The organism is Allomuricauda sp. ANG21, assembly GCF_040705235.1.
Taxonomy (GTDB): domain Bacteria; phylum Bacteroidota; class Bacteroidia; order Flavobacteriales; family Flavobacteriaceae; genus Flagellimonas; species Flagellimonas marina.
In genome coordinates, this window is record NZ_JBFCVT010000001.1 from 226,803 (window position 1) to 252,360 (window position 25,558).

General features: G+C 42.8%; 18 protein-coding genes and 1 riboswitch. Of the genes, 5 read left to right on the plus strand and 13 right to left on the minus strand.

Annotated features, from left to right (window positions below):
* Positions 1-44: 44 nt before the first annotated feature.
* The 12 genes from cobA to metK form a co-directional block, all read right to left on the minus strand.
* On the minus strand, positions 45-821 hold the full coding sequence (cobA, locus tag AB1A65_RS01160; RefSeq protein ID WP_366584779.1) for a uroporphyrinogen-III C-methyltransferase: 777 nt from the start codon (positions 819-821) through the stop codon (positions 45-47).
* Positions 814-2,904, minus strand: a complete 2,091-nt coding sequence (locus AB1A65_RS01165; RefSeq protein ID WP_366584781.1) for a HEPN domain-containing protein — start codon at positions 2,902-2,904, stop codon at positions 814-816. The genes cobA and AB1A65_RS01165 overlap by 8 nt, the downstream gene beginning before the upstream one ends.
* Positions 2,905-2,978: 74 nt before the next feature.
* Positions 2,979-4,226 (minus strand): GTP-binding protein, encoded by a 1,248-nt coding sequence (locus AB1A65_RS01170; RefSeq protein ID WP_366584782.1) that lies wholly within the window; start codon positions 4,224-4,226, stop codon positions 2,979-2,981.
* A 71-nt stretch (positions 4,227-4,297) separates the two neighbouring features.
* The gene (gene cysD, locus AB1A65_RS01175; protein WP_366585234.1) at positions 4,298-5,206 is read right to left on the minus strand and encodes a sulfate adenylyltransferase subunit CysD; all 909 of its coding nucleotides are present in this window, start codon (positions 5,204-5,206) and stop codon (positions 4,298-4,300) included.
* Between the two features lie 68 nt (positions 5,207-5,274).
* Positions 5,275-5,898, minus strand: a complete 624-nt coding sequence (locus AB1A65_RS01180) for a phosphoadenosine phosphosulfate reductase family protein (protein WP_366584784.1) — start codon at positions 5,896-5,898, stop codon at positions 5,275-5,277.
* A gap of 12 nt (positions 5,899-5,910) precedes the next feature.
* Positions 5,911-6,174: a DUF2061 domain-containing protein gene (locus AB1A65_RS01185; protein ID WP_366584786.1), complete on the minus strand. Its 264-nt coding sequence runs from the start codon at positions 6,172-6,174 to the stop codon at positions 5,911-5,913.
* Between the two features lie 183 nt (positions 6,175-6,357).
* On the minus strand, positions 6,358-6,768 hold the full coding sequence (locus AB1A65_RS01190) for an Rrf2 family transcriptional regulator (protein WP_366584788.1): 411 nt from the start codon (positions 6,766-6,768) through the stop codon (positions 6,358-6,360).
* A gap of 57 nt (positions 6,769-6,825) precedes the next feature.
* Positions 6,826-7,998 (minus strand): aminotransferase class I/II-fold pyridoxal phosphate-dependent enzyme, encoded by a 1,173-nt coding sequence (locus AB1A65_RS01195; protein ID WP_366584790.1) that lies wholly within the window; start codon positions 7,996-7,998, stop codon positions 6,826-6,828.
* The gene (gene thrA / locus AB1A65_RS01200) at positions 7,995-11,381 is read right to left on the minus strand and encodes a bifunctional aspartate kinase/homoserine dehydrogenase I (protein WP_366584792.1); all 3,387 of its coding nucleotides are present in this window, start codon (positions 11,379-11,381) and stop codon (positions 7,995-7,997) included. Before thrA ends, AB1A65_RS01195 begins: the two co-directional genes overlap by 4 nt.
* A gap of 36 nt (positions 11,382-11,417) precedes the next feature.
* The gene (locus tag AB1A65_RS01205) at positions 11,418-12,692 is read right to left on the minus strand and encodes an O-acetylhomoserine aminocarboxypropyltransferase/cysteine synthase family protein (RefSeq protein WP_366584794.1); all 1,275 of its coding nucleotides are present in this window, start codon (positions 12,690-12,692) and stop codon (positions 11,418-11,420) included.
* Positions 12,693-12,807: 115 nt separating this feature from the next.
* Positions 12,808-12,915, minus strand: a riboswitch (SAM riboswitch).
* 98 nt (positions 12,916-13,013) lie between these two features.
* On the minus strand, positions 13,014-14,948 hold the full coding sequence (locus AB1A65_RS01210; RefSeq protein WP_366584796.1) for a CocE/NonD family hydrolase: 1,935 nt from the start codon (positions 14,946-14,948) through the stop codon (positions 13,014-13,016).
* A 217-nt stretch (positions 14,949-15,165) separates the two neighbouring features.
* On the minus strand, positions 15,166-16,419 hold the full coding sequence (gene metK / locus AB1A65_RS01215) for a methionine adenosyltransferase (RefSeq protein ID WP_366584798.1): 1,254 nt from the start codon (positions 16,417-16,419) through the stop codon (positions 15,166-15,168).
* A gap of 291 nt (positions 16,420-16,710) precedes the next feature.
* On the opposite strand from metK, the gene AB1A65_RS01220 reads away from it, so the two are divergent.
* The 5 genes from AB1A65_RS01220 (at position 16,711) to AB1A65_RS01240 (ending at position 22,845) form a co-directional block, all read left to right on the plus strand.
* On the plus strand, positions 16,711-17,328 hold the full coding sequence (locus tag AB1A65_RS01220) for a deoxynucleoside kinase (RefSeq protein WP_366584800.1): 618 nt from the start codon (positions 16,711-16,713) through the stop codon (positions 17,326-17,328).
* A 99-nt stretch (positions 17,329-17,427) separates the two neighbouring features.
* Positions 17,428-18,468, plus strand: a complete 1,041-nt coding sequence (locus AB1A65_RS01225; RefSeq protein WP_366584802.1) for a zinc-dependent alcohol dehydrogenase family protein — start codon at positions 17,428-17,430, stop codon at positions 18,466-18,468.
* 18 nt (positions 18,469-18,486) lie between these two features.
* Positions 18,487-19,755 carry a serine hydrolase domain-containing protein gene (locus tag AB1A65_RS01230; protein WP_366584804.1) on the plus strand — a complete coding sequence of 423 codons (1,269 nt, stop codon included), beginning with the start codon at positions 18,487-18,489 and terminating at the stop codon, positions 19,753-19,755.
* A gap of 123 nt (positions 19,756-19,878) precedes the next feature.
* Positions 19,879-20,592, plus strand: a complete 714-nt coding sequence (locus tag AB1A65_RS01235; RefSeq protein WP_366584806.1) for a TonB family protein — start codon at positions 19,879-19,881, stop codon at positions 20,590-20,592.
* Positions 20,593-20,733: 141 nt separating this feature from the next.
* Positions 20,734-22,845 carry a pyrroloquinoline quinone-dependent dehydrogenase gene (locus AB1A65_RS01240; protein ID WP_366584807.1) on the plus strand — a complete coding sequence of 704 codons (2,112 nt, stop codon included), beginning with the start codon at positions 20,734-20,736 and terminating at the stop codon, positions 22,843-22,845.
* 229 nt (positions 22,846-23,074) lie between these two features.
* Here AB1A65_RS01240 and AB1A65_RS01245 read toward each other — a convergent pair whose 3' ends face one another.
* Positions 23,075-25,477 carry a sodium-translocating pyrophosphatase gene (locus AB1A65_RS01245; RefSeq protein ID WP_366584809.1) on the minus strand — a complete coding sequence of 801 codons (2,403 nt, stop codon included), beginning with the start codon at positions 25,475-25,477 and terminating at the stop codon, positions 23,075-23,077.
* Between the last annotated feature and the right edge of the window lie 81 nt (positions 25,478-25,558).

Here is a 25,558-nt window from a genome sequence, read left to right on the forward strand (position 1 = left end):
TTAATCGACACCCCTAAAGTCCCCTCAAGGGGACAATCGAGGGTTTATACTTTTTCAAACAATTCTTTTCCTTTAGCTTGATATTCATTTTGAATATCCAATAAATTTTGACGGTGATTGACCACTTCGCCTATGATAATTATGGCAGGATTGGCCAACTGCTGCTCCTTTGCCTTGTGCTCAATGGAAGCAACAGTACCAATTCCCACTTTTTCATCTTCCCTAGTTCCATTTTGAATAATGGCCACGGGGGTATCTTTTTTTCCTTCTTTTTTGAAGAGATTCATGATCTCTCCCAATTTGGACATCCCCATAAGGATGACCACCGTGGCATTCGACTTCGCCGCCAAAGCCACATCTTTAGACAATTTGTGATCTTTGGTCGTACCTGTTATCACCCAAAAACTTTCAGCTGCGCCTCTTTTGGTCACAGGAATATTTTGAGTAGCAGGCACCGATACCGAAGATGAAATTCCAGGAACCATGGCCACATCGATTCCTTTTTGGGCTGCAAATTCCATTTCTTCCGCACCTCGGCCAAATACAAACGGGTCTCCTCCTTTTAAACGAACCACATGCAATCCTTGCGATGCCCGTTCCACAATCAAATCATTGATTTGCTCTTGTTGAAAATGATAGCATCCTTTTCGTTTCCCAACAAAAATTTGTTCGGCATTGGAGGCATATTTTAACAATGCGGAGTCAACCAAAGCATCATAAAGTACTACATCTGCACTTTGCAATGCCTTGATACCCTTTAGGGTAATCAGGTCCAAATCGCCTGGGCCGGCTCCTACCACTGTCAACTTTCCTCTATGCATGTTCCAACTCCAATTTTCTATAATTTTCCAAACGTTGTAACACGCTTTTGGCATCTTCCAAGTAGCTTTTAGCAAATGTTTCGGATGGTTCGTTTTTATTGAGTTGAAGGGCCAAACTTTCAAAACTTCCGTCAAAAGATACTTTTCCCGATGACACATAAAGCTCATCAAAATCCTTAATGATGCTTGCATGGGTGTTTGTCTTCACCTTTTCGGCGGTCAACAAGGCTTTAGCAGAGTTAACGATGGATTGATAGGAGTAATAAATACTGGCTGCCCATTTTCCTTCGTTGATTGCATTTTCTGCACTCTCAATTTTCTCTTGACTTTCAAGGAACAAGGTTGCTACCAAATCCACAATCACCCCGGCACATTCACCAATCCCAATCTCTTTTTTATATTTTTCCTCATTTCCCCAATCGATAAAATCTTCTGGGGTAAGGTTATCTACATCGGTAAGTGGTTTTAGAAAGTCATAGAAATACAATTGTCCTTGCTTTTCATAATACTCCGTAAAGGATTCTCCATTACTATTGGCCTCAAAATCGTCCAAGATAAGACGCAATGCCTGAGGACCTCTTTTACTTGGAATTTTGGCCACTTTGTCGGCAAAAACACCTTTTCCATTACCTAAGTTCCCCCCACCCAACAGTACTTGCAAAGCTGGGGCCACCAATTTGTCCTTGGTTCGGACAGACATTCCTTGAAAACCAATGTGTGCCATATTATGTTGCCCACAAGCATTCATACAACCACTTATCTTAATAACCACATCTGGATTATTGATGTAGTGTGGGTACTCGGCCTTGATTACGCGTTCCAACTCATCGGCGATTCCGGTACTGCTGGCAATTCCCAGGTTACAGGTATCCGTACCGGGGCAAGCGGTAATATCCAAAGCTTTGTTATAACCAGCTTCAGCAAAGCCCAATCGGCTCAATTCCTGATAAAAGAAAGGAACCAAATCCTCCTTTACATACGGAATCAATATATTTTGTCTGAGGGAAAGACGAATTTCACTAGCAGCGTAATCACGAACCAATTTGGCCAATTCCCTAGCTTTATCGGTATAGAAATCTCCTAAAAGCACCTTAATTCCAATAGCCACGTAGCCTTCTTGCTTTTGCGGTACCAAGTTGGTGGCCTTCCATTGCTCAAAGGTTTCATTGTCCGCAATGGTCACCGCCGGGGCTTCCACCTCTGCAATTTTTACTTCTGGATAACTTTCTATGTTGATGGGATAGGTTTGATGCGGAATGGCCAATTGTTCTTCTTCCAACAATTGTTTGAAACCGTCCAAACCGATGTCCTTCAACAAAAATTTCATACGGGCCTTGGCGCGACTTTTACGTTCTCCATATCGGTCAAACACACGAATTACACCTTCCATCAATGGAATAATTTTGTCCGTTGGCAGAAATTCATACAATTCGTCAGCATGACGGGGTTGGGAACCCAATCCACCGCCCAACATCACTTTAAAACCTCTTTCGCCATTCTGAATCTTGGCAATAAAGCCCAAATCGTGCATGTAGGATAATCCGGTATCGGCATCGCTGGCCGAAAAGGACACCTTGAATTTCCTTCCCATTTCTTGCCCGATGGGGTTACGTAAGAAGTACTCAAAAAGTCCCTGCGCATAGGGTGAAACATCAAAGGGTTCATCTACATCAATACCAGCTGTTTCACTTGCGGTCACATTTCTAACGGTGTTTCCACAAGCTTCGCGAATGGTAACTTCATCCCGTTCCAATTCTGCCCACAACTCAGGCGTTCTTTCCAAGTCCACATAGTGGATTTGGATATCCTGACGCGTGGTGATGTGCAGCCGTCCGCGGGAGTATTCGTCAGAAACATCGGAAATTCGTAAAAGTTGGTTGGAAGTAACCTTACCATAAGGCAACTTAATCCGTACCATTTGAACCCCGGGTTGCCGCTGTCCATAAACACCACGGGCCAAACGAAGGCTTCTGAACTTTTCCTCGTCCATTTCACCTCCTTTGAACTGGCGAATTTTCTTCTCCAAGTCAATGATGTCCTTTTCAACTACGGGATTTTCTATTTCTGTTCTAAAGCTCTTCATATCTCTATTTTTCCTATATATTTAATAGGTTATATTTTCAAATCATTCAATAAAAACTGCCGTTTTGACTCATCTTATTCGATAAAGCCTACACCAGCTGTAGTGTTGGTTCTACTGTCAATAATAATAAAGGAACCGTTGGTCCTATGGTCTTTGAACCTATCGTAAAAAATGGGTTTGTTGAACTTAAACCGCACTTTAGCAATATCATTCATCTGTAAGGCCGTTGCATTCTCCTCAATACCTGAATAATCGGGGTGGATTTTATGTTCAATGGCATCTACTTTGGCCAACACTTTATTCACTCCGTGTTGTACAATATATTTTCCGCCAGTGGTTAGATTATCGGCATCCATCCAAGAAACGGTTGCAGTAATTTGTTTGTCTATGGTAGGCAAATCACCAACCTTCACCAACATATCACCACGACTTACATTAACCTCATCTTCCAACGTAATGGTCACGGATGAACGTCTGGGTGCGGTTTCATATTCTTTATCATAGAAGTAGATGGCCTTTATTTTGGAGCGGGTCATGGAAGGCAACACTACCACTTCATCACCAACGTTTAGCTCCCCACCATATACTTTTCCTGCAAATCCCCTAAAATCATGGAATTCCTCTGTTTTGGGACGTATCACGTACTGAACAGGGAATCTTGGTGTACCGACATTATAGATATCTTGAAGATTCAATTCTTCTAAATGTTCCAGCAAGGTCTGTCCATTGTACCAAGGGGTGTTTTCTGATTTATTCACCACATTATCTCCCTTAAGGGCACTTACTGGGATGAAGGTAATTTTTTGGTCCTGATAATCCCTTTTCCCCATCAATTCTTCAAAATCAGCTTTGATATTGTTGTAGACTTCTTCGGAGAAATCCACCAAATCCATCTTGTTGATGGCCACAATCACATCTTTGATGCGCAAGAGGTTATTGATAAAAAAGTGACGATTGGTCTGCTCAATTACGCCTTTACGGGCATCAATCAATATAATGGCCGCTTGGGAGGTTGAAGCTCCCGTTACCATGTTTCGCGTATACTCCACGTGTCCGGGCGTATCGGCAATAATATAACTTTTAGATGCGGTGGAAAAGTAGATATGGGCCACATCAATGGTGATGCCTTGCTCTCTTTCTGCCACCAATCCATCGGTTGCCAGTGAAAAATCGAGGTAATCGTATCCTTTTTGTTTGCTGGTACGCTCAATGGCCTCCAATTTATCGTCTGTCAGTGACTTTGTATCGTATAGTAAGCGTCCGATCAAGGTGCTTTTACCGTCATCTACACTTCCTGCTGTTGCTATCTTTAAAACTTCCAATGCTTTGTATTTTTTTGATTCCTTGCACCCTTAGACTTCGCTCAGGGTGACCATGGAAATGACTTTTGTTCTTAGAAATATCCTTGTTGCTTACGTTTTTCCATGGCGGCTTCGGACCGTTTGTCGTCTATTCGTGCGCCTCTCTCCGAAATTTTGGAGTCCCTGATTTCCGAAACTACTTTATCGATAGTATCAGCATGGGATTCCACAGCTGCTGTACAGGACATATCGCCTACAGTTCTAAAACGCACCATACGTTCCTCGACCACCTCATCATCAGCCCTAAAAACCACATCGTCCTCTGCGGACCAGATTAAACCATCCCTAAGGAAAGTCTTTCTTTTGTGCGCGAAGTATATGGATGGAATTTCTATGTCTTCCTTTTGGATATAGCTCCAAACGTCCAACTCGGTCCAGTTACTGATCGGGAATACCCTAACGTTCTGGCCCATTTCAATTTGACCGTTCAACATATCGAACAATTCTGGACGTTGGTTTTTCTCATCCCACTGGCCAAAATCATCACGAACTGAAAAAATACGTTCTTTGGCCCTTGCTTTTTCCTCATCACGTCTAGCTCCGCCGATACAGGCATCAAACTTGAACTCCTCGATGGCATCCAACAAGGTTGTGGTCTGAAGCATGTTTCTACTCGCATATTTTCCGGTTTCCTCCACCACTTTACCTTGGTCAATGGAATCCTGAACGTTTCGCACAATCAGTTCCACTCCCAATTCCTCCACCAAACGATCCCTAAACTCAATTGTTTCGGGGAAGTTGTGGCCGGTATCAATATGCATTAATGGAAACGGAATTTTGGCTGGCCAAAAAGCCTTTTGGGCCAATCGTACCAATGTAATTGAATCCTTTCCTCCCGAAAACAACAACACAGGCTTTTCAAATTGGGCTGCTACCTCTCGGATTATATAAATGGCTTCATGTTCCAATGCATTGGCATTGGGCCTACCCGAATGGTTTATTGTTTCAGGTTTTTGTATTTCTTCTGTAAGTGTGCTCAAATCTTGTTTTTTTTTTAAGAATTGGGTGATTATGTATGTAAGCCGCATTCGCGGTTCTCCAGTACTTTAGTGGGATCAAAATATTTGTGCTCGTTCGGCAATCCGTGTTCTGTCAGATACGCATCCAATTGGGTGTCACTCCAATGATAGAAAGGACTTACTTTTAAAACACCATCCTTGCTCAGACTCAACACATCCAATGAATCGCGGAGCGCTGTCTGGCCTTTTCGAAGATTAGTGAACCAAACATCAGGTTTGTGCTCATCCATCGCTCTTTTAAAAGGCTCCAATTTTACCTGCTCTGTAAATTCTTTATGTCGAGGGTCATCAATTTGTGGAATTCCCATTACGGCGTCCCGGTGGGCCGAAGTCTGCAAGGGCACGTACAATTTAATATTGAGTCCAAGTTTGGAAATTAATTCTTCAGCATGCTTATAGGTTTGTGGGGTATTGTAGCCCGTATCGCACCATATTACCGGTAGATTTTTATCCACTTCGGTAACCGCATGAAGAATGGCCACTTCATAAGGACGGAAATTGGTTGTAACTACTGGGTTTTTCCCATGCCCAATGGCCCAAGAAATGATTTCCTCAGGCGGAATGCCCTTAAACTGGCGATTTAAATTCTGAATTTCTTCTTGTGATAGTGCCATACTTAATAAATTTTATTTGCCCCATTTGATGCCGTTCCAAATTCTTTCGTGAAAGAAATACAGCACCATTTTAGTGACCAATTCAACCAGACCAATTGAAAATGCAAGCGATAATGTTCCCGTTACAATCCAAGAAATGATAATGGTGTCCAATGTTCCCACCACTCTCCAACTAATGGATTTGGCAATGCTCCTTTTTGGGCTCTCGGAAACTTTATCTTTCTCGAAAGTTGTTTTCTCTTTTTTGCTATCGACTACAAGTTGGTCTGCTATCATTTCGTATTATCTTTTTCCTATCGGTTTACTAGGAATTTCAAAAATAGGACTAATTTCTGGAATGAAAAGCAAAATGAATCTTAAAATTGATTTTACCCTATAGTTTTAGTAGATTATCGAATATTCACCACCTCTTTTGCCAAATTCTTAACCATTTTATTCAAAAACTGAAAAGGGTTTTACTTAGGAAATTAGGTCGGCCAAGGTATTCTTTCGATACACATCCAAAGCGCTATCACGCACTTGGAGCATTAATTTATGCACGGAACATTCTTCCTCATCGGGGCAATCATCACACTTTTCATAGAAATTCAAGCTCACACAGGGCACCATGGCAATAGGCCCCTCCAAAACCCGCATCACTGCTGTCATTGGGATTTCGTGAGGTTCCTTGATGAGATAGTAACCACCTCCTTTTCCCTTTTTTGAACCAAGAAATCCATTTCTTCTAAGGGTCAACAGAATGCTTTCTAGAAATTTTTGTGAAATATTCTCATGCTTGGCAATTTCTGCAATCTGAACGGGCTCTTTAGTTCCCACCGAAGCAAGGTACGTGAGTGCTTTTAGGCCATATTTTGTCTTCTTGGAGAGCATCCCACGAATATAGCGAAAATTAACAATCCGCCTTTAAAATATCATGGGTGTAGCGTACTATTCCAACGCCTGCTCAATATCGGCTATAATGTCTTGTATGTTTTCCAATCCAACTGAAACGCGGACCATACCATCTGAAATCCCAACGGACTCTCGGTCTTCCTTACTCAATTTACTGTGGGTGGTAGATGCAGGATGGGTAACAATACTCCTAGCATCGCCCAAATTTGCCGAAAGGGACAACAGTTCAATATTATCAAAGAATTTTTTTCCAGCTTCAAGACCACCTTTTACTTCAAAAGCTACCACACAGCCACCAGCCTTCATTTGTTTTTTGGCCAATTCGTATTGGGGGTGTGATTTTAAAAACGGATACTTCACCCATTCAATCTTGTCATGGTTTTCCAAATACGTGGCCAATTCCAAAGCATTGGCACAATGTCTGTCCACCCGAAGGGCCAACGTCTCCAAACTCTTGGACAAAACCCAGGCATTGAAAGGTGATAGCGCTGGACCGGTAATCCGCGAAAAACGATATACTTTGTCCACCAACTCGTTACTGCCCACAGTTATTCCAGCCAAAACCCGGCCTTGACCGTCCATCAATTTAGTTCCTGAGTGAATGACCAAATCGGCTCCAAATTGTATCGGCTGTTGCAAGTATGGGGATGCAAAACAGTTATCAATAATAAAAATAAGCCCATGTTTTTTGGCAATATTTCCCAAGCGTTCCAAATCCAATACATCTACCCCAGGGTTGGTTGGCGATTCCACAAAAATAATCTTGGTGTTAGTTTCGATTAAATCTTCAACAGTGTCCAGGTCATTGGCCCCAAAATAACTTGTGGTAATGTTCCATTTTGGAAAAAACTGGGTAAACAAGGTATGTGTTGAGCCAAAAACACTTTTGCAGGATACAATATGGTCCCCACTTTCCAATAAAGCTGCGAAGGTTGAATATACAGCCGCCATACCGGAAGCAAAAGCAAAACCGTTTTCAGCTCCTTCCATCTTGCATACCTTATCTATAAACTCCGAAGAGTTGGGATTGGAATAACGCGAATAAATGTTCCGGTCCTTTTCCTCTGCAAAAGAAGCCCTCATATCCTCGGCATCTTCAAATACAAAACTGGAAGTTAAGTACATTGGACTGGAATGCTCCAAAAATTGCGTACGCTCCATTTGCGTACGGATTGCTTCTGTTTCAAACTGCTTACTGCTCTTTCTCATATCTTTTCTGCTATTCTTAAAATATCCCCAAATACCCCACGTGCGGTCACCGCGGCTCCTGCCCCTGCGCCTTGTATTACCAAGGGACTCTCTCCGTAGGATTCCGTATATATCTCAATTATGGAATCCGAACCTTTCACCTGACCCAAGGCACTTTCTTTGGGCACGGAAACTAATTTCACTTCCAAAACACCTTTATCTTGTTGCAAATCACCATGAAGGTCTCCTACATATCTAAGTACATGACCTTCCTTCTGATTATTTTTAATTTCAGTGTAGATTTTATCCATATTTCCAATTTGGGAAGCAAAATCATCAAATGAAAGTGTTCGCAACTCCTCTGGAATCAGATTTTCCACTGAAATATCGGAAAACTCATTCTTCAAATCCAACTCCCTGGCCAATATCAACAGTTTTCTACCCACATCATTGCCCGACAAATCTTCACGTGGGTCGGGTTCGGTAAACCCTTTTGCCATTGCTTCTTTTATAATGGATGAAAACGAGGTATCCACCTCCGAAAAGGTATTGAAAATATAACTCAATGATCCAGAGAACACTCCTTTTATTCGGGTAATGTTTTCACCGGACAAGTGTAAAAGTTTAATGGTGTCAATCAATGGAAGTCCTGCTCCCACATTGGTTTCATACAGATACTGTTTCTGATTTTTCTCCAAACATTTACGAATAGACTTGTATTTTTCAAAACTAAGGGTGTTGGCAATTTTATTCGAAGAGACCAAATCGAAACCATGTTTGATCAAGGTTTCATAATTCTCAACAAATGGTTTGCTCGCTGTATTGTCCACTGCGATCAGGTTTTCCAAATGATGGGTTTTGGCAAAAGCGATGATATCTTCAATATGATAGGGTTTTCCCTCCTTTTCCAATCTTTTTTTCCAGTTAGCACCGATTCCCTTTTCGTCTAAAAGCACTTTTTTGGAATTGGACACGGCAAAGACCTTAAGGTCTATTCCTTTTCGTGCTTCAATGCTTTTATTGGAGTCCAAAAGCTGTTCAATAAGGGTACCTCCCACATTACCATGCCCAAATAGGGCTAAGTTTATTTTCTTGGCAATTCCAAAAATCTGACCGTGAATTACGTTGATAGCTTTGTTCAAATCTGCATTCTTCACCACCATACTCACATTCTTACCTGTCACGGTATTGTTGAAAAGCAAAGGGATTACTTGATTCTTCACCAGGGCATTGAACGGTTTATGAAAACTGCTCAAATCCATTCCAACTATGGAAATGACCGAAACATCTTTCACCACAGTAATTTGATTAATGTCATGCGATGAATAATCGGTCTCGAACTCTTGGTCAAGAACTTTCTTGGCCTTTTGGGCTTTAGAAGCATCCACCACCAAACCAATACCACGTTCTGATGACCCTTGGGAAATGATTCCGACACTTATTCCATTTTGACCCAAGGCCCTAAATATTCGGGCATCTATTCCCACTTTACCCAAAAGTCCGCGGCCTTCTAGATTAATCAAGGCCATTTTATCTAAAACTGACAAAGATTTGATGCCCCCGTTATTGGTTTTCGGGCCAATCAATGTCCCTTGGTTGTCATCATTAAACGTATTGCAAATCCGTAAAGGAATGTTCTTTTCAATGAGTGGGATGATGGTCTTGGCATGCAGGATGTTGGCTCCAAAATTCGCTAATTCGTTCGCCTCGTCGTATGAGATAACATCAATCAATTTTGCCTCGGGCACCAAATCTGGATTTGCGGTAAAAATTCCATCTACATGGGTATAATTGATCAATTCGGAAGCATCCAAAAAGTTGGCCAAAAGTGCTGCTGAATAGTTTGTGCCATTTCTACCCAAAGTAGTGGTAACACCCTCTTTGGTAGACCCAATAAAGCCGGTCACCACAGGAATTGTATCCGAATCCACATCGTGAAAACAACGAATCACATTTTCTTTGGAAATGCCTTGGTCCACTTCCGCATTGTTATGGGAATCATCAGTTTTAATCAAGCTTCTGGAATCAATCAACTGTGCTTTTAGCCCTTTTTGTTTTAAAAGTGCCGTGACGGTTTTGCCAGAAATCAGTTCCCCAAAAGACAACACTTCATCTTTGGTTCGAAGGCTATAATCACCGGTTAGTGAGACCCCACTCAAAATCTTTTCAATGGCTTTGAGTTCTTCTTTGAGGTCAATCCCATCAAAATCGTTTTTCTGATACAATGAAAAAGTCTTCAAATCTTCGGCAAAGGCCTCCCCTTTTGCTGCCTTTTCCAATAGATTTTCCAATTGATCCGTAGCCTTTCCTCGAGCCGAAACCACTACGGCAAAATGTTCATTGTTCTTTGCACGGTCGCTTATGATTTTCAAAACGCGATCAATACCCTCGCCATTGGCCAAGGATTTCCCTCCAAATTTTAGGATTTTGATACGCTCATGCCTTCCATTTTTCTGAAAAATGGTTTCCAATAGCTTCTCCAACTGTTCAAACTCCATCAAAAAGGCATCATGCCCATGTACCGATTGTACCTCACCGTAAGTGACATTGGTATTGGCCAAGGCCAAACGTTTATAGGTCTCCTTGTTTTCCTCGGCGGTAAAGAACAAATCGGAATTGACGCCAACAATATGAATCTTCGTATCACTATCTTGAAGGGCTTTGAAGGCCTCTTCTCCATTTCGGGTAATGTCGATGGTCTTCAAAAGCTGATTCATCAATTTATAGGCGGATAATTGAAAGCGCTCTTGGAGTTTCTTTCCATGGTGCATCAACCAGCTTTCCACATTAAACACCTGAAGTTCCTCATTGGTACTCCTTTTGAAGCGTTCCTTAAAAGATTCCGGGGTGCGATAGCATAACATCGCGTGCATACGTGCATCATGCACGGGTTGTTTGGAATTTACCAAAAACTGCTCTTGAATCTGGCAATTGGCGATCAGCCAATCTGTGGATTTCCAATCTGAGGCCACAGGTATCAAATGTTCCGTAATGGAAGGATTCAACGCTGCCATCTCCCAAGCAATTCCACCCCCCAAAGAACCGCCAATAATCGCAAATAAACGGTTAATCTGTAATTGTTTCAATCCCAAAAGAAAAATGCGGGCAATATCGCAGGCCACAAAATCCTTATAATTTTCAATGACAAATCCGTCATAGCCATTCCCCGGGATATTAAAAGCCAAAATGGTATAGGTATCGGTATTGATGCACTTGCCCTCCCCTATCAAATCAGACCACCAGCCCTCTTCACCAGCCACATTGGAGTTTCCGGTAAGGGCATGGTTCACCAGCACTATGGGTGCAGTATGTAAGGGTTGCCCAAACACCTGGTATGATAACTTTAAGTCTTGGGCAACACCACTTTGGGTTGTAAATTTTTCTATGTTCAGATGCTGCAGCATAGCTGTTTTACGTCATTAATCTATTAATCAACCTATTTAAATGGCGGCAAAAGCCTGTGTCAAGTCAGCTTTTAAGTCTTCTATATCTTCCAGTCCTACCGACAATCGAATTAAATCTTGGGTAACACCGGCACTTTCCTGTTGTTCTTCGTTCAATTGCTGGTGGGTAGTACTGGCCGGGTGGATGATCAAGGATTTGGTATCGCCGATATTAGCCAATAATGAGAATATTTTTGTGGCATCCGTTAGTTTTTTTGCTGCTTCAAAGCCACCTTTTACCCCAAAGGTAACGATTCCACTCTGCCCTTTAGGCAGGTACTCCTTTGCCAAATCGTTATACTTACTGCTCTTTAGGCCAGGGTAATTTACCCAAGCGACCTCTTCCCTGTTTTCGAGCCATTCTGCCAGGGCCAGTGCATTTTCGCTGTGTTGTCTTATTCGAACTGGCAAAGTTTCCAACCCTTGTAAAATCTGAAAAGCGTTGAATGGGCTCAAGGCGCCACCAAAATCACGTAGTCCCTCTAAAATCAATTTAAAAGTGTAGGCTGCGGCTCCCAAAGCTTCATGATATACCAAACCGTGATAACCGGCTGAAGGTTCCGTAAACTCAGGGAATTTTCCATTGGCCCAATCAAAGGTACCAGCATCAATAATGGCACCACCAAGAGAATTGCCCTGACCACCAATATATTTTGTTAAGGAATGTATTACCAAATTGGCACCATGCTCAATGGGATTCAACAACCCTGGTGTAGCTACGGTATTATCTACAATAAAAGGTACTTGTGCCGCTTTGGCTTCCTTAGATATTCCTTTTAAATCGAGAACATCCAATTTTGGATTTCCCAATGACTCCACAAAGAATGCTCGTGTATTTTCCTGAACGGCAGCTGCAAAATTGGATGGATCTGATGCATCTACAAAAGTGGTGGTAATGCCCAACCTTGGCAAGGTCACATTCAATAAGTTGTAGGTCCCTCCATACAAGCTACTCGAAGCCACAATATGATCTCCCGTTTTTAAGAGCGTCATTAAACCTGTTGAAATGGCAGACGCTCCAGAAGCAAACACAACAGCACCAACACCACCCTCAATTGCAGCCAAACGTTCTTGTAAAACTTGATTGGTGGGGTTGTTCAGACGGGTGTAGATAAAGCCCAACTCCGCCAATGAAAATAAATTAGCAGCATGGTCAGTGTTGTTGAATACATACGAAGTGGACTGATAAATAGGTACAGCTCTGGTGCCAGCTGTTTGGGTAGTATCGTGTCCTGCATGTAATGCATTGGTTGAAAATTTTTGATCGCTCATGACTTTTGCTTGTTTAATTTGTACATCAATAAAATAAAAAGTCAAACCCCTTAGGCTAAGCCTACTGGAATAATCAAAAAGTTATAAGAAAGTGAAATCGAAAAAATGCCGATTGTCGTTATCTATTCCCATACGGGATAGAATGTAGCACCTTCATGGCTCTAGGGGCCAAGGGTTGCTAAGGCTTCAAAGGGTCTATTCCCTCCACCTTTCTTGATAACTATTCAATACGTGTTTGAACTTTGAGCGACAAATATACAGACGGAAAAACCGAAATTCCTAATCTTTTTGGAAAAATTCACAGAAGAACGTGTATTCCTCCTACTTTAAAACTGAAAACTCAATATTGGAATCCGTAAACACCGTATGGGTCTGGGTTCTAAAATCGGACGCATCAGCCTTAAAGATATTCTCCACATAGGTCTGCGGATTCAAATCTATCAACGGGAACCATGTGCTTTGTACCTGAACTTGCAATTTGTGTCCTTTTTTGAAGGTATGGAAAACATCCTGTAACTTGATGTTCACGTCGGTTTTCTGATTGGGTGTGAAAGGCTCAGGGTTGGAAAAACTGTTCCGGAACCGACCCCGCATTACTTCGCTGCGTACCATTAAATGATAGTTGCTCATTCTAAGGTGATCTTGCATTTCTTCATTGGTCTCAGCATCGGGAGGGTGTACATCAACAATCTTCACAATCCAATCGGCAGCGGTACCCGTGGTGGCGACCTTCAATTTGGCCATGATGTCACCAGCCAAAGTAAAGTCTTCATCCAATACGTCTGTTTCAAAAACGAGCACATCGGAACGCCTTGCTGCGAAGCGTTGATCGTCCGTCATATATTTTCTGGGAGTGAAAACAGTCTTCACATCTTCAGAATAAGGGACTGGTTTCTTAATATCACTTATAAACTGGATACCTGAAGTTCCTTTTTGTTCTGATGTCAACTCTTGGTTTTCGGAAAGATACATGGTCTGCTTCACCATGTTTGCTGGCGGCCAGGCATCGTATTGCTTCCATTCTTTTTTACCGGTGTCGAACACATAGGCTTCGGGCAAACCGGAATCCATATCGCCATCACCCTTTAAGAAGTGATTGAAAAATTTGGTCTCGATATTATCCTGAAAAAATTCAGAAATAGAGTCTCCAAAATAGTAATTGCCTACTAAACTTCGGCCATTGCGTCTGGCCCAATGACCGTGATCCCATGGACCAAAAACCATAGTATTGTAGTTTTCTTCGTTGTATTTTTCAATGTTCTTGTAGGTTTCCAACGGCCCGTATAAATCCTCAGCATCAAACCATCCGCCCACAATCATAGTGGCCACGCTGCTCTTTACATCTTTTAAATGCTGAATGAGTCCACGACTTTGCCACATTTCATCATAGTTTGGATGTTCCTTTAACTCGTTCCAAAAAAAGTCGTCGGTGACTCCTTCAGGTCGCATTTTAGGCGTATCCCCCGTTTCGTACTCATAGAAATAATCCAGATTTTTTAGTGGTCCAGCATCCAGGAAAAACTGGTATTGATCTTCGGTAGGCAAATCTGGAAGCACATACCAAGCTGTATCAACCGGTTGGTCACCATTTGGGCGGGGAGTTCCAAAAAGGGCGGTTGCCCTAAAGTAACTCAACAAATAGGCCCCGTTATGATGAAAATCGTCAAAAAAGAAATCCCCAATACAGGCTTGGGGCGATGCCGCTTTTAAAGCAGGATGCGCATCAACCGTAGCGTAAGTAGCATAAAAACCAGGGTACGAGATTCCCCAAATCCCAACCTTGCCATTGTTGTTCTCCACATTGTTCACCAACCACTCAATGGTATCGTAGGTGTCCGAACTTTCATCCACCTGATCATTGGAAGTTTTATTGGGAATGTAGGCCCGCATGTTTTCATAATGCCCTTCGCTCATCCATCTTCCACGGACATCTTGGTAGACAATGATGTTCCCTTCCTTCATCAAATTCACGTTGGGACCAATCTGAGGTCTAAAATTACCCTCTCCATAGGGTTGTGAGCTGTATGGAGTACGCTGCATTATAATTGGGTATTCTTTTGATGTGTCTTTTGGCGAATATATGGTCGTGTGTAATTTTACACCATCCCGCATCTCAATATCCACCTCTTGTTTGGTATAATTATCGGCCACATAGGTATCCGCAACGGCCACTTCGGTTTTAGTGGTTTTTTTACAACTTACCACAACAAATGACAAACAGAGACCTAATAGTAGGATACGAAATGAAGTTTTCATGCTTTTCGAATTTTGATTCTCTAAAACTACTAAAGTTCGGGAGAGTATGCCAACAAAAAAGCTATCTAAAAGCATTGAAATGCGTCATTCTGAATTCATTTCAGAATCTCATGATAATCATAAACAAATTGGTATGAGAACCTGAATCAAGTTCAGGTTGACGAAGATTTACTTCTTGGACAATTCTATGCTTTTATTTTAAGAATAGATAAAAGGATTACAGATCGAATGCCTCTTTCACCTGGTCCACCATATCCAATTTCTCCCAAGTAAACAGTTCTACTTCTTTTTGGATTTTTCCATTATATGGGGATTCAAAAACTTTGGTGACCGTTTGTGGTTCCTTGCCCAAATGTCCATAAGCTGCCGTTTCCAAATAGATGGGATTACGAAGCTTCAATCGCTCCTCGATGGCAAAAGGTCGCATATCAAACAGTTCTGAAGCCTTTCTTGCAATTTCACCATCGGACATCCCAACATTGGAAGAACCATACGTCTCCACAAAAAGTGATGTAGGTTCCACTACCCCAATGGCATAACTCACCTGCACCAAAATTTCATTAGCCACTCCGGCAGCCACCAAATTTTTTGCAATATGGCGAGCAGCATAGGCTGCGCTTCGGTCCACTTTGCTGGGGTCTTTTCCACTAAAAGCACCACCACCATGGGCCCCTTTGCCACCGTAGGTGTCCACGATGATTTTTCGACCAGTAAGGCCTGTATCGCCATGAGGACCCCCAATCACAAATTTTCCGGTTGGATTGATATGATATTTAATCTTATTATTAAACAGCTTCTGGATGCTATCGGGCAACAATTTTACAACCTCGGGAATTAAAATATTGATGATATCTTTCTTAATCGTGGCCAACATTGCATTGTCACTGTCAAACTCATCATGCTGGGTTGAGATTACAATAGTGTCAATTCGTTGGGGAATATTATCATCTGAATATTCTATAGTGACCTGTGCTTTGGCATCAGGACGCAAATAGGTTATTTTGTCACCTTTTCTCCTAAATTCTGCCAACACCTGAAGAATTTTGTGCGATATGTCCAAAGCCAAAGGCATGTAATTATCGGTTTCCTTGGTGGCATATCCGAACATCATGCCTTGATCGCCCGCCCCTTGTTCTTCTTTACTTCCACGATCAACTCCTTGATTAATTTCTTGGGATTGTTCGTGAATCAAGGAAATTACCCCACAGGAATCTCCACTGAATTTATATTCGCCTTTGGTGTACCCAATTTGGTTGATCACATCCCGGGCAATACTTTGCAAATCTACATAGGTATGACTCTTCACCTCTCCGGCCAATACCACTTGTCCTGTGGTCACCAAGGTCTCACAGGCCACCTTGCTCTCTGGATCAAAGGCCAAGAAATTATCCAAAAGGGCATCACTGATTTGGTCCGCAATCTTATCTGGGTGTCCTTCACTAACGGATTCTGATGTAAACAAATATGCCATTGTTCTTATGTATTAGAGGTTGCTTTGACCAAAGCCCTGTAAAGAAGTTCCAGACCCTATTGAAGAGATGCCAAATACCATTTGGCATGAACTGCTTTAGCATTTTTAGAGGTTGCAATCAGTCAAATCTTTCCTCATTTTGAAGGGCAAAAGTACATATTTGGAACATATTTTAAAACTTTGTTTTATACGGATTGTTAAGACTCCATTTCAAAGAGTTTTTTTTCTTTGACTGGATATACTTTGTATATTGCGACACTCATTAGCCTAACCATTTAACACCAACACCCTATGCATATTGCGGTAGCAGGAAACATTGGCGCCGGAAAGACCACCCTGACCAACTTATTGGCAAAGCATTATAAATGGGAAGCACATTTTGAAGATGTGGTGGACAATCCGTATTTGGATGATTTCTACACCCAGATGGCACGTTGGAGTTTTAACCTGCAGATTTACTTTTTGAACAGCCGCTATCGCCAAATTCTAAAAATCAGGGAAACGGGAAAAAATGTAATCCAGGACCGAACCATTTACGAGGATGCCCACATCTTTGCCCCCAACCTGCACGCCATGGGATTGATGACCAACCGCGATTACGAAAATTACAAAGGGCTTTTTGAGCTGATGGAAAGTTTGGTGCAACCACCCGATCTATTGATCTATCTGCGCAGCTCCATTCCCAATTTGGTGAACCAAATCCATAAACGTGGACGGGAATATGAAAATTCCATCTCTATTGACTACCTCAGCCGCTTGAACGAACGCTACGAAGCCTGGGCCAATACCTACGAAAAAGGAAAACTGCTCATCTTTGAAGTGGACAACCTCAACTTTGTGGATGACCCCGAAGATTTGGGCAAAGTAATCAACCGTATTGATGCGGAGATTCACGGGTTGTTTGAGTAAAATTCAAACCAAAACTTTTTCCCTTTAGCCTAACCCCATTTTATTCCATGGATATCGGTATATTTAATTGCTGATTAAATTTCCAGTGGTTAAAAATTCATGAAAGCTTTAGTGTATGAAAATTTTGAAGGTGCATTGTGTATTCAATCTGTACCTGACCCTACCCCTAGCGATTATGGCGTGGTAGTAAAAGTTGAAGCTACTGGTCTTTGTCTCAGTGATTGGCACGGCTGGATGGGACATGACCCCGACATTAAGCTCCCGCATGTTCCCGGTCATGAACTGGCAGGCACGGTGGCCGCTATTGGGAAACATGCAGTAAATTTTAAGATAGGTGACCGCGTTACTGTTCCCTTTGTTTGTGGTTGTGGCACGTGTGTCGAATGCAAATCGGGCAACCACCAAGTATGCGACCATCAATCCCAACCCGGTTTTACACATTGGGGTTCCTTTGCTGAATATGTGGCTTTGGATTATGCGGATACCAATTTGGTGAAAATACCTGATGGAATCACCAATGAAACTGCCGCTATTTTAGGGTGCCGGTTTATAACAGCATTTAGAGCTGTTGTGGAACAAGGAAAAGTAACTGGTGGTCAATATGTAGTGGTGCATGGCTGCGGCGGTGTTGGACTTTCAGCCATTATGATTGCCAATGCACTTGGCGTACATGTCATTGCTATTGACATCAATGAAGACACCTTGCATCTTGCCAAAGAATTGGGAGCCGTGGACACCATCAATGCCAAAAAAAGTTCGGATGTAGTGACCGAAGTAAAAGCATTGACCCGTGGTGGTGCACATGTATCCCTTGATGCGTTGGGGAATCCTGTCACCTGTTTCAACTCCATTACCAATCTAAGGAAAAGAGGCAAGCATATTCAAGTGGGATTAATGACAGGAGACCACAAACATCCCAAGATTCCAATGGATTTGGTAGTAGCTAATGAACTAGAAGTCCTCGGAAGCCATGGCATGCAAGCTTTTAAATATCCAGAAATGTTGAAAATGATTCAGCAAGGAAAACTCAACCCACAAAAACTCATAGAACGGACCATCACCTTGGAAGATGCCATCACCGCGCTTCCAAATATGCATAACTTTGAAAACAAAGGCGTGCTGGTCATCAATTCATTTTAAATCAATAAATCCAACCACATGAAAACAATACATTTCAACAAACTATCCCTACTCGCACTTGTATTTTTAATACACATCAACCTTTTTGCCCAACAATTGCAAAAAGTTCCTTCGGAAGAGGCGGGTATGTCATCAGAACGGTTAAATGTACTTACCGAAACTTTTCAGGATTATGTGAATGACGGAAAACTTTCTGGGGCCGTGGCCTTAGTAGCTCGAAAAGGTAAAGTCGCCTATTTTGAATCCTTTGGAAAAAGTGACATGGAAAAGAATGTGCCCATGGCAAAAAATTCGATCTTCAGAATCGCTTCCCAGACCAAAGCCATTGTAAGTGTTGGGGTGATGATCTTGCAAGAGCAGGGCAAACTGTTGATTACTGACCCCGTTGGAAAATACATGCCTGCCTTTATGAAAACCAAGGTGGCGGTTGCCAAAGAGGATGGTTCTTATGAGGTTGTTGATGCCGACAGGCCCATTACCATTCGCGATTTGCTCACCCACACCTCTGGGGTTGCCTATGGCGGTGGAATAGCCAAAGACCTTTGGGAAGAAGCCAACATCCAAGGTTGGTATTTTGCGGACCGTGATGAACCCATTCAAGCTACGGTAAACCGAATGGCAGCGCTTCCGTTTGAATCGCAACCCAGAGAAAAATTTGTATATGGATACAACACCGATATTCTGGGCGCCTTAATTGAAGTGGTTTCTGGTGAGCCCTTGGATGTTTTCTTGAAAAAGAACATTCTTGACCCCATTGGAATGACCGACACCCATTTTTATCTTCCCCAAGACAAAAAAGAACGTTTGGCCACAGTCTACTCCGTTACGGAAAACGGGTTGGAGCGTGCACCAAATCCCGGTGGCATGGTTGGGCAAGGGGCTTATGTGGATGGCCCACGTAAAAGCTTCTCCGGAGGTGCCGGTTTTTTAAGTACGGCTATGGACTATGCCAAGTTTTTACAGATGATGTTGAACAACGGAGAATTTAATGGGAATCGAATCATTTCACGTAAAACCGTAGAGTTGATGACCACCAACCATCTTCCCTTTCCGCTTAATGAAGGACAAGGTTTTGGATTGGGCTTTTCCACTGTGGATGATTTGGGCCTTCGTGGAACTTTAGGTTCCGAAGGTGAATTTGCCTGGGGTGGGGCCTATCATTCTACTTATTGGGCCGACCCAAAAGAGGACATGCTAGTGGTGTATTTCACCCAGTTGATTCCAGCTGGCAATATTGACGATCATGGCAAATTGAGGGCATTGGTGTATCAGGCCATAACTGACTGATAGACATTTAAGGTCATTCCCTCACTCAAACGGACCATTCCCTCATTGTTGGTTTCATTCGGTTGATTTTCAACGTAGTTTTCAAATAGTAACTCCGCCATTGCGGCCAAAAATTTGAAAATTATGGAACTCAAGAAAAATCCAAATCTGGAATTGAAACGAAACAACACCCTTTATTTTTTTATTGGGATGACGGTAATATTGCTCCTAGCCTACTTGGCTTTGGAATGGAAAACGTATTATTCCACAGATGCATGGGATAATGCAGGACTAAAAGTTCAAGATGAATTGATTGAGGAAGTACCGCTTACCTTCCAGAAACTGCCAACACCACCGCCAAAAATCCAAGCACCACCGGTCATTGAAATTGTAGAGGACGACAAAGAGGTTGTGGAAACGGTTATTGAATCCACGGAACCTGACCAGAACACTGAAATTCCATCAATTGATGATATTGATGTTGCAGAAGATGACATTCCTGATACAGTAATGTTCCGATTGATTGAAAATGCTCCTGTTTTTCCAGGGTGTGAAGTCATCTCCGATGAAGAAGAAAAAAAGGACTGCTTTCAAGAAATGATGCAAAAGCATATTCAAAAATACTTCCGATACCCTGAGTCCGCCCAAGAAATGGGATTGCAAGGTAGGGTCAATATAATTTTTACGATTCAGAAGGATGGCAGCATAGGTGATGTACAGCTACGAGGGCCTCATGAGATTTTGGAAAAAGAAGCGGCCAGAATTATATCCAAATTACCCAAAATGACCCCTGGCAAGCAACGGGGCACACCGGTGAAAGTGCCTTTTTCCATCCCGATTACCTTTAAATTGCAATAAGGTCACATCAGCTGTCATCCTGTGCGCCCACCTGAAGGGTGGGTGTTCTAACTAGCAATGGGACCGAATAACCATAGGACAAGTCAATTGTTTGGCTATTTTTAGTAGTTTAGAGGGCACTACATTTTAAACCAAACAAACTTGAAAGCATTCCGATTTATCATTTTTCTGCTATCCGCAGCGTTATTTTTTTCAGCCTGCGAATCTACTGAAGAACCATCCAAAAAAGACTATACCACATGGTCGTCGTATTTGGGTGGTCCAGACCGAAACCATTATTCTACCTTGTCCCAAATCAACAAAGAAAATGTAAAAAACCTTAAACTGGCTTGGTCCTACTCCACGGGGGACTTAGGCCAAATGCAAATGAACCCCATTGTGGTAGACACTATTATGTACGGAGTCACAGCTGCACTCCGGGCCGTGGCCATTCATGCCGGAACTGGAAAAGAATTGTGGCGCTTTGGCGATTCCTTACGGTTGAATTTATCCACCAGCAGGGGTGTATCCTATTGGTCCAAAGGAGAGGACAAACGAATTTTATATACTGCCGGTCCTAATCTGTATGCTATCAATGCCTTGACCGGCAAACCTATTTCATCTTTTGGTACGAATGGAAAAATAGACCTTCACGCTGGGATGCCCGATTCAGCCAAAAGCAAATTTTTGATTTCCAACACTCCTGGAACTGTTTATAAGGATTTAATTATTATGCCGGTTCGCGTGGGGGAAGATGTGGGTTCTGCCCCGGGCAATATTATGGCCTTTAATGTTGTCACTGGTGCTGTTGAGTGGGTTTTTCATACCATTCCGCACCCCGATGAAGAAGGTTATGACACTTGGAAAAATAAAAACGCATACAAAAGCGATATCGTTGGGGCGGCCAATAATTGGTCCGGGATGGCTTTGGATGAAGAAACCGGGATTGTTTATATTCCAACGGGTTCTGCCTCTCCTGACTTTTATGGTGGACTTAGAAATGGCTCCAACCTGTTTGCCAATACCTTGTTGGCCCTAAACGCTGAAACCGGTGAGCGAATTTGGCATTTTCAGTTGGTACACCATGATATTTGGGACCGAGACCTTCCTGCACCTCCCAACCTTATTACCGTTGAGCGGGAAGGAAAGAAGGTCAAAGCAGTGGCCCAAATCACCAAGCAAGGCTATGTATATGTATTTGATCGGGCAACAGGCGAACCTCTTTTTGACATAGAGGAAGTTCCTGTTCCGGCATCCACGTTAGATGGGGAAGAAGCATGGCCCACCCAACCCATACCTGTAAAGCCCAAGCCTTTTGCCCGGTTGGCCAAGGATTTAACCGAGGCTGATGTCAGTCCATATGCCGAAAACAAAGAAGAGTTACAGGAAATTATCCAAAATATGGACAACCGAGAGTTTTCACCTCCAAGTCTTGATGCCAATGTACTTTTTCCCGGGCTTGATGGTGCTGCTGAATGGGGCGGTGCCGGAGCCGACCCCGAAGATGGTATTGTTTATGTCAACTCCAATGAAATACCTTGGTATCTACAAATGGTGGAAAACGAAGTGGTTACGGAAGAAGCACCCTTAGGGGAACTTGTCTATAATCGATACTGTGTGATATGCCATCAGAAAGACCGAAAAGGAATGGCTGCAAGTGGGTATCCCTCCCTCATCAATATAAAAGACTCCAAGACCAAGCAGGAGGTTTCAGAATTAATCGCCAACGGTAAGGGTATGATGACCGGGTTTCCCCAGATTCCCGAAGATGAAAAAGAGGCTTTACTTCAATTTCTTTTTGATGAAAAAAGCGAGATGGTCACCCAAAGTGCTTCAGAGGCCTATCCACTCCCCTATAAGTTCAAGGGGTATACCCGCTTTCAGGATAGTAAGGGGTATCCTGCAATCAGTCCACCATGGGGCACTCTACATGCCATCGATTTGAATACAGGTGATTTTATATGGTCCATTACTTTGGGGGATATGCCCGATGCAAGGGGAGAGAATGACCCCATCACGGGATCTCAAAATTATGGTGGACCAGTTGTGACAGAAAATGGGTTATTGTTTATTGCTGGCACCGTTGATGGTCACCTAAGGGCCTTTGACAAAAATACCGGGGAGCTCCTTTGGCAATACAAATTACCCGCTCCTGCCTTTGCAACGCCAACCATGTATGAAGTAGATGGCAAGCAATATATAGCCATTGCTTGTGGTGGTGAAAAGTTGGGTACAAAACCTGGAGATCAGGTTGTGGCTTTTGCTTTGGAATAAATGAAATAACTGTATCTAAAAAACTCGTTATCCGTCAGTACGACGGCAAACCAAAATCTAAAGCCTCTTCCGCTGGAAATCGATGGGTTTCGACTGCGCCTGTCTGCCGACAAAGGCAGGCTCAACCTGACAAATTCATACTTTTATGGCTTTTGCTTAGGAAGATAAAGGAATAAAAAAACCACGCCAAGGCGTGGTTTTTTCAGCTTTTGATTTATAAAAGCGAGTGCTAATTCTTTGCCTTAGCACTTTTGTATTTTTCAATCATTTGCTCCAATTCTTCTTTGGAATCAGCTTCAAACTCTTTTGTTTCTTCCATAACTTCCCCACCGTCTTCATAGCTTGAAGTAATCACGGCTTTGTATGTTCCATCAGCAGTATTGCTAATTTCCACTACAAATTTCTTCTCGATGGTCTTGGTCTCTTTCATACCTTCCTCAGAAATGGTTATAACGGTTCCATCTGCTTTCACCATGCTCACTTCATCAGCAGGTGATAGACTTACCAAACTTGGTGCAATTACCAAGGCCACAACGGACATCAACTTCAACAATATATTCAAGGAAGGACCAGAAGTATCCTTAAAAGGATCCCCAACGGTATCCCCAACAACGGCAGCTTTGTGGGCATCAGACCCTTTACGACCTTCACTTTCTATGGTCTTTTTGGCGTTATCCCATGCACCACCGGCATTGGATTGGAAGATGGCCATCAAGACACCAGCAGTGGTAACCCCTGCCAACAAACCGCCCAACATTTCAGCTCCGCCTATAAAACCAATGGCTACTGGAACGGCTATTGCCAACAAACCAGGCAATACCATTTCTTTGATGGAGGCTTGCGTAGAAATCGCCACACATTTTTCGTATTCCGCTACGCCATCGGCAGCATCAAATATTTTTCTATCCTCCGCCGAAGCTTTGGAAATATCTGCGTCATACTTCACCATGACCGCCAAAGCGGCTTTTAATTGAGGGATATCACGGAACTGGCGACGTACTTCTTCAATCATGGCCATGGCAGCTCTACCTACAGCATTCATGGAAAGGGCCGAGAACACAAAAGGAAGCATTCCACCAATCAATAATCCAGCCATAATATCGGGTCGGGAAACATCAATGGATTCAACCCCTGCTGTCTTCATAAAAGCTGCAAACAAAGCCAAAGCAGTCAATGCAGCGGAGGCAATGGCAAAACCTTTACCAATGGCAGCGGTGGTGTTCCCCACGGCATCCAATTTATCGGTACGCTCACGAACTTCACTAGGTAGTTCAGCCATCTCGGCGATACCACCCGCATTATCAGAAATAGGTCCATAGGCATCAACTGCCAATTGGATTCCGGTGTTGGCCAACATACCCACAGCGGCAATAGCGATTCCATACAAACCAGCAAAATGGTGTGATACCAAGATTGCGGCGGCAATCAATATAATTGGAATAGCGGTGGACATCATCCCCACACCCAAACCAGCAATAATATTGGTGGCAGAACCTGTTTCAGACTGACGAACAATGGAATTTACAGGTTTAGTTCCGGTTCCCGTATAATATTCAGTGACCTTACCTACCAACAATCCTGCAACCAGACCAGCAATAGTGGCCCAGAAAACACCCATGGCAGAGTATTCTTTTCCACCTTCTACCCAAGATTCAGGTAGCATGTTGTTAATAATAAAATAGGAAGCAATCAACATAAGTCCGGCTGAACCAAACTCACCAATGTTCAAGGCAGTCTGTGGATTTCCGCCATCTTTTACCCTTACAAAGAAAGTTCCTATAATGGACATTACAATTCCAACGGCAGCCAATGCCAAAGGCAGATATACGGCCCCTAGACCATCAAAAGCTGCTTGGAACTCTGGCAATCCAGCAAAGATGGCTCCCAGTACCATGGTACCAATGATGGAACCCACGTAAGATTCAAAAAGGTCAGCTCCCATACCAGCAACATCCCCTACATTATCTCCAACGTTATCCGCAATTGTAGCAGGGTTTAAAGGGTGGTCTTCGGGAATACCGGCTTCCACCTTACCCACAAGGTCCGCACCCACATCAGCAGCTTTGGTATAGATTCCTCCACCTACACGAGCGAAAAGGGCAATGGAGGATGCACCTAAAGAAAAACCGGAGAGCACATTCAATACTTCACCCAATTCCCAGCCTTGTCCGCTGTAAATCATGAAAAGTCCACTCAAACCAAGAACCCCTAGTCCAACAACACCAAGTCCCATTACTGCTCCTCCAGCAAAGGCAACTTCCAAGGCTTTTCCCAAAGATGTACGGGCTGCATTGGTAGTTCGAACGTTGGCTTTGGTGGCCACTTTCATTCCAATGAAACCTGCCAATGCAGAACAGATGGCCCCAACAATAAAAGAAATGGCAACCATACCGTTTGAACCAGCTTCGTTACTTCCTTTAAAGAACAACAAAACGGCCACGGCAATTACGAATATGCTCAATATTTTGTATTCCGCTTTAAGAAAAGACATTGCTCCATCCGCAATGTTCTTGGCAATTCTTGCCATTTTATCATCCCCGACTTCTTGTTTAGAGATCCATACGTTCTTCACAAACACGTACAGTAAGCCCAGGACACCAAACACGGGCAAAAATTTCACGATTAAATCCATAGTTTGTAGTTATTTAAGATTTTTTTAATGGCAGCTAATGTAGTAAAATACGAAGTAATAAAAAAAATGCGCTTTTGATTA